We start from the raw sequence: 5,677 nt of genomic DNA on the forward strand, positions 1-5,677 counted from the left end.
GCAGGGCCGCCCCAAGCCGGATCAGCCCCCCTGGGGGGCAGCGACCCGCGCAGCGGCGGAGCGTGGGGGCCACACCTAACGCCCTATCGGCTCGGGCCTTGAGCCCACATCGGAGCGATCGCGCAGGGATCGCATCATCAGCAGCGACATGGTGCTGTAGAGCGGGCGGCTGACCATTCGCGACACCAGGCTGGCCAGCAGCGCGCAAGCCATGAGGCTGAGCACCATGTTGTGGCCATCGGTCATTTCCATCACGATGATCATGGCCGTGATGGGCGTTTGCGTGATCGCGGCCAGAAAGCCGCACATGCCCAGCGCGATCAGCGCCGCACCGTGAGGTGAGTTGAGCAACCAGGCCACGTCGGCCCCCACGCCGGCGCCCAGCGACAGGCTCGGTCCAAAAACGCCGCCAGGCACGCCCGCCCATGCGGACAGCCACGACGCCACGAACTTCAGACCCGTGAACACCAGCGGCTGGTGGGCGGCACCGGAATCTGCGACCTGGTCCAGGAGTAGCTTCGTGTGCGCGTGGCCCACGCCCACGGCTGCACCGTCGCTGACCACCGCGATCACCGCCACCGCAAAGCCGCACAGCGCCGCGAACGAGACCGGGCGCTTGCGCCGGTAGGCGCAGAAACGGTCGGGCAGACCGGTGAACGAGGCCAGCATCAGGCGCGAGAGCAGGCCACCCAGCAAACCGCAAGCCAGGGCCACCAGCGCTCCCGGCGCCAGCAAAGCCCACCACGAGACGGCGTCTGCCCGCACGCGGCCGAAATAGGACAGGTTGCCAAACGCCGAAACCGACACCAGGCCGGCCACCACGATGGCCGCCAACATCAGGCCGCTGCTGCGGTCCTGCAGGCGGCGAGAGAGTTCCTCGATGGCAAACACGATGCCGCCCAGCGGCGTATTGAAGGCCGCGGCGATGCCGGCTGCGCCCCCGGCAACGAGCAATTCGCGGTCGCTGATGCCCGAGGCGGGCGACAGCCAGCGCCGCGCGTGCAGCATGACGCCCGCTGCCACCTGCACCGACGGGCCTTGCCGCCCGACCGACAGGCCGGCCAGCAGACCGCCCGAAACCCCGAGCACCTTGGCCACGCTCAGCTTGAGCGAGACAAAGCGCAAGCGCTCACTCAGCGGGGTTTCAGGCGCCAGCGCCGTCAGCACCTGAGGCACGCCCGATCCCACCGCGCCGGGCGCCCAGCGCCGGATGGTCCAGACGATCAATGCCGTCAGGGCCGGCGTCCAGACCAATGGCGCCCACCACCAGCCGCTGCGCATGCGACCGTACAGATCAATGGCCACGTCTGACAGCAACGTGAAGCCCACCACCGCCAGACCGGCCAGCACGGCGTACACGATCACCAAGACCCGATCGAGCCATTGCCGGCCGCCGCGCATTTCATCGCGCAGGTTCTGCAGGAAATCCGGTTCGCCTTTCATGGGCTCGCAGTGTAGGCCCTGGGGTATTGCCGCCCTTTCCAGCGAACGCGGCCAGCCTGCCAGCGATCAGTTGCGGCACAATGACTGACCGTTTTTCGGGCCGGCCCGCGGGGGCCGGCCCCTCTCTCTACAGGACATCACCATGGCATCCGTCAACAAAGTCATCCTCGTCGGCAACTGCGGCCGCGACCCCGAGATCCGCTACCTGCCCTCGGGTCAGGCCGTGGCCAACGTGAGCGTGGCCACCTCCAGCCGCCGCAAGGACAAGAACAGCGGCGAGATGATCGAGGACACCCAGTGGCACCGCGTCACCTTCTACGACCGGCTCGCGGAAATCGCCGGTGAATACGTCAAGAAGGGCCGCCCGATTTACGTGGAAGGCCGGCTGAAGTACGGCAAGTACACCGATCAGGCTGGTGTTGAGAAAAACACGGTCGACATCGTCGCCACCGAACTGCAACTGCTCGGCGGCCGAGAAGGCATGGGCGGGTCCGAGGACGGGGGCAGTGGCGCTGGTTACTCCCGTCCGGCAGCCGCCCCCCGCGCGCCGGCTCCTGCCGCACGCCAGGCCCCTGCTGCCGCACCCGCGCGCCAGTCCAGCGGCTTCGACGACATGGACGATGACATTCCTTTCTGACACAGGCCAGGCCCGCGCCGTGGGCACACAGCGCGGCGTGTTCTCCCTCTAACTGATGCCCACTATGGTCAAAGTTGTTGTTGCAGAAGATCATGCGCTGGTCCGCCAAGGCATCAACATGCTGTTGGCGGCCACAGGTGGATTCGAACTGGTGGCCGAAACCGCGCTGGGCAGCGATGTCGAGATGCTGGTGGCCTTCCACAAGCCCGACCTGCTCCTGCTGGACCTCGCGCTGAGCGACAGTTCAGGCATCGAGGTGGCTCGCAAGGTGAAGAAGGTGGCGCCCAAGACCAAGGTGCTGATCGTCACCGGCAACGTCTACCCAGGCTCGGTGGCCAATGCATTTGCGGCGGGTGCCGACGGTTTTGTGCTCAAGCACGAGCAGGGGTCGGAGTTGCTTGACGCGATCCAGGCGGTGCTCTCGGGTCGTCAATATGTCAGCCAGCAAGTGGCGAAGGGCCTGGACAGTACCCCCAACGGGCGCCCCGGCGGATACGGTCTCTCGCAGACATTGACGCAACGCGAACAACAGATCGTTCGCATGATCGCCAAAGGCGGCAGCAATCAGGAGATTGCCGATGTCCTGCACATCAGCGTGCTCACCGCACGCAAGCACCGACAGAACGTGATGCTCAAACTCGGTCTGCACAACGGTGCGGAGATTGCCGCCTACGCCATGCAATCGGGACTGGCAGAAGCGCCCGACCTCGACAGCAACCTCTGAGTTCACAGCGTACACACCCCCGTACCCACCGCTCTTCGCGACGAAGGCGGAAGTCGTGCATCTCAATGAGGAATTGGCCCATTCTTCGCAAAATAGTGCTCATGCATTATTGGGGGTAGGGGTATCCAGGCCAGATACTTCATCCCATGGTGAACGCATCTTCGGACACCAAACCAACACCAGACTAGCGAGGCACATCATGGGGATTCATGCACTGACGCAAGGGGTCATCAAACACCTGCGCCTGAGGAACGAGGTGAAGCTGCCGGCAGCCGACGACATCGACTCCGAGATCACGCCCACCTCGATCTCGGACGACTACCAGGACATGATCAAGGACTGCTTCCAGATGTTGGGACTGGGTCCCGACCAGATCCGCATCATGGTGCGATCGGTCGGGCTGAGTCCAGCCGGTCTGGAAATTTATGCCGCGTTCGTCAAGGTGGTCCGATGGGATGCCAGCGTCGTGGACATGCTCGGCAAGATGCCCGTGATTGAAAAGAAGATCGACCGGCGCGTGCGGCAGAGTTCGATGCTGCGTTACAGCGCCTTTGCCGGTCTGTGGTTCAGGTCTCCCGCCGACGTGAACACGCCGCTCGTCGCGATGCACTGAGCAGATTGCACGCACTGAACGGAAAAGAGGGCCTTGCTGCGACGCAGCAAGGCCCTCTTTCTTGATACGAGCGGCCAGGTGCTCAATACCCTGCTGCTGGATCGATCAATCCGAATTGCCTGGGCAGCAGACCCGCGAGCGCATACAGGTGGTAGCCGGTTGCCTGCCGCTGCCACTGGCACGTGAGCACCGCTTGGTTGCGCCGGCTCTCTTCCAAAACGGCATCTGCGAAGTCGGGAGCACTGCGGGCATTCAAGCGGAAACCTGTTTCGGCGGTGCGCCGCAAGGAGCGCGCCCGCACCAAACGTGCATGCTCGCGGTCGAAATTCAGAACCGCTTGCAAATATGCCTCCCGGGCACTCGAAAAATCGGTTGCCGCTTGCGCTCTGGAGCTCTCCAGGCTCGACAACCACGAACCAAAGTCCTCTGGCCCAAAACCACCTTCACACGCAGGATCTGTTCGCCGCGCGGCCCATGCCTGTGCTCGTTGGTTCAAGCTGAACTGCACGTCGGCGTGGGTGGACAGGCAAGCGTGCGCAAGACGATCCATTTCATCTGTCAGCACGAGCCCCAAGGTCTCGAAGCCGGTTTCCAGCTGGGCCGGCAGCAACCGGGTGAGTTGTGTGAAGCGACGACCGACGCGGTTCCACTCGCCCACAGCCTGCGTCACCGTCTCGCGCGCAGAGGCCAGGCGAGCGATGACCTTGCGATGATCCACCTGATCGGCTTGGCCCGCCTCAAGCCGTGCCGCCAGCATCTCCAGCACGATTTCCAGTTCACGCTGAGCGGCAATGGCGTTCTGGAGCCGCTGGCGCGCGCTATCGAGTTGCAGACACGTCTCGAGCGCCGTGTCGAGAATGCGGTTCACACGGCGCAAAGCGGGTTCCTCGGCAGGGGCAAGCTCACGCGCCGCGCAAGCCGTGGCGGGCCTCTCCAACACCAAGACATGACGCAGCACCGCTGCCAGTGTCAAAGGCTTGTGGGTTTGACCGGGGCTGCAGGCACGAGCCTGATGATCACGCTGACTGGCCTCAGCAGCAGGCTGCAAGGGAACCGCAAAGCGCTCTGTCATGCTCGATTCTTTCGGGATGGGTGGAGTGAGCTTCGAGTCTCTTGGCAGGCAATTCGGTCCTCAATAATGCGCGCGCAGTATTTTCCGGGCTCGGATGTTCCGGACTTCACGGACGCAACATCCTGCTCAACGCGTGCACCTGTTCGATGGATTTATTTCGATCCAAAGGCTACGATGAACCATCGTCGCCCAGCCACCCGAGGACAAGCCCGAAGCCCATGCGAAATCCTTCCATGATTCCGTGGGAACTCCTCCCAGGTCTTGGGGCAGCCTTGGGGTCTGAGGCCGCGCTGCTGGAAGCGTCACCGACCTTCAAAGCGCTGCATGCATCCAGAGGGCGCACCGAAGACTGGACGGCCTTGTTGTCCGAGTCGTCTCGCCTTGAATTGATCTCGAACCTCCATCGCCAGGAAGACTTTCAAGCCACGCTGCATTTGATCGAGACGTCCAGGCCGGATGGGTCGGTGCCACCCATGTGGTTGACGTGCAAGGGCCACTGGATGCCGGAGTTCGGTCACCACGCGTGCTACTTTGCAGACACGACGGGCATCGAACTGGATCGGGTGAAAGCGCTGACACTCGTCGAGCGCATCCGCCTGATTTTCAAGCACTTGCCGGTGATGGTCGCCCACTTTGGCCCACGTCCACTGAATCAATGCGCGTTTGCCAATCAGCGGTTTGCCGAGTTGTTCGGGTTTGACGAGCAGACAATCGTTGGAGTCCCGGCGCTCGATCTTATTGGCGAGAACCTGCGCGAAGTGGTGGTGCCGTTCCTGCGTCGCGCGCTCAAAGGGCGGGTTCCGGTGACATTCCCCTGTGAATTCAACTCGGCGACGGGTGACCCCCTGCGGCTGGAAGTCACCGTCACCTCTGCAGCGCATCCGCAAGAAACGGGCACCGACCAAGGATTCTTCTACCTGATCACAAACATCACCGAGAGACACAAGACGGAGTTCGCCCTGCGCGAATCCGAAGACCGGTTGTCCCGCTTCATGAATGCCAGCGAAGAGGGCGTGGTCTTCCACCGCGATGGTTTGATGACCGATGCGAACCCAGCCGCCAGCCGTCTGTTTGAAACGCCATTGCACATGCTGCTGGGCAGGTCTGTGCTGGAGCTGGTGCCGCCGGAGTACCGGGCGCGCGCGGCCTCTGTCATTGCCTCCGGGGCGGACGCCTCCTACGAGAGCG

General features: G+C 63.5%; 6 protein-coding genes. 4 read left to right on the plus strand and 2 right to left on the minus strand.

Features of this window, described 5'->3' with window-relative positions; all coding sequences use genetic code 11:
• Window positions 1–75 precede the first annotated feature (75 nt).
• Complete coding sequence (locus tag ASE11_RS08205; protein WP_056269089.1) at window positions 76–1,443, minus strand: chloride channel protein; 1,368 nt, start codon at window positions 1,441–1,443, stop codon at window positions 76–78.
• 142 nt (window positions 1,444–1,585) lie between these two features.
• On the opposite strand from ASE11_RS08205, the gene ssb reads away from it, so the two are divergent.
• From ssb to ASE11_RS08220, 3 genes are all read left to right on the plus strand, one after another.
• Window positions 1,586–2,080, plus strand: a complete 495-nt coding sequence (ssb, locus tag ASE11_RS08210; RefSeq protein ID WP_056269091.1) for a single-stranded DNA-binding protein — start codon at window positions 1,586–1,588, stop codon at window positions 2,078–2,080.
• Between the two features lie 55 nt (window positions 2,081–2,135).
• A complete protein-coding gene (locus ASE11_RS08215) occupies window positions 2,136–2,804 on the plus strand; it encodes a response regulator (protein ID WP_082585617.1) in 669 nt (222 codons plus the stop codon).
• Between the two features lie 199 nt (window positions 2,805–3,003).
• A complete protein-coding gene (locus ASE11_RS08220) occupies window positions 3,004–3,417 on the plus strand; it encodes a hypothetical protein (protein ID WP_056269095.1) in 414 nt (137 codons plus the stop codon).
• Between the two features lie 82 nt (window positions 3,418–3,499).
• On the opposite strand, the gene ASE11_RS08225 is transcribed toward ASE11_RS08220, so the two are convergent.
• Complete coding sequence (locus tag ASE11_RS08225) at window positions 3,500–4,489, minus strand: hypothetical protein (protein WP_156406271.1); 990 nt, start codon at window positions 4,487–4,489, stop codon at window positions 3,500–3,502.
• A 233-nt stretch (window positions 4,490–4,722) separates the two neighbouring features.
• Between ASE11_RS08225 and ASE11_RS08230 the strand changes: the two genes are divergently transcribed.
• A partial coding sequence (locus tag ASE11_RS08230) for a PAS domain S-box protein (protein ID WP_162258033.1) occupies window positions 4,723–5,677 on the plus strand: 955 nt, incomplete at its 3' end.

The organism is Hydrogenophaga sp. Root209 (assembly GCF_001428625.1).
In the GTDB taxonomy this organism is placed as follows: domain Bacteria; phylum Pseudomonadota; class Gammaproteobacteria; order Burkholderiales; family Burkholderiaceae_C; genus Hydrogenophaga.

Bases quoted from the DNA above. Each gene is read 5' to 3' on its own strand.
- ASE11_RS08205 (WP_056269089.1), bottom strand. From the start codon at position 1,443: ATGAAAGGCGAACCGGATTTCCTGCAGAACCTGCGCGATGAAATGCGC.
- ssb (WP_056269091.1), top strand. From the start codon at position 1,586: ATGGCATCCGTCAACAAAGTCATCCTCGTCGGCAACTGCGGCCGCGAC.
- ASE11_RS08215 (WP_082585617.1), top strand. From the start codon at position 2,136: ATGCCCACTATGGTCAAAGTTGTTGTTGCAGAAGATCATGCGCTGGTC.
- ASE11_RS08220 (WP_056269095.1), top strand. From the start codon at position 3,004: ATGGGGATTCATGCACTGACGCAAGGGGTCATCAAACACCTGCGCCTG.
- ASE11_RS08225 (WP_156406271.1), bottom strand. From the start codon at position 4,489: ATGACAGAGCGCTTTGCGGTTCCCTTGCAGCCTGCTGCTGAGGCCAGT.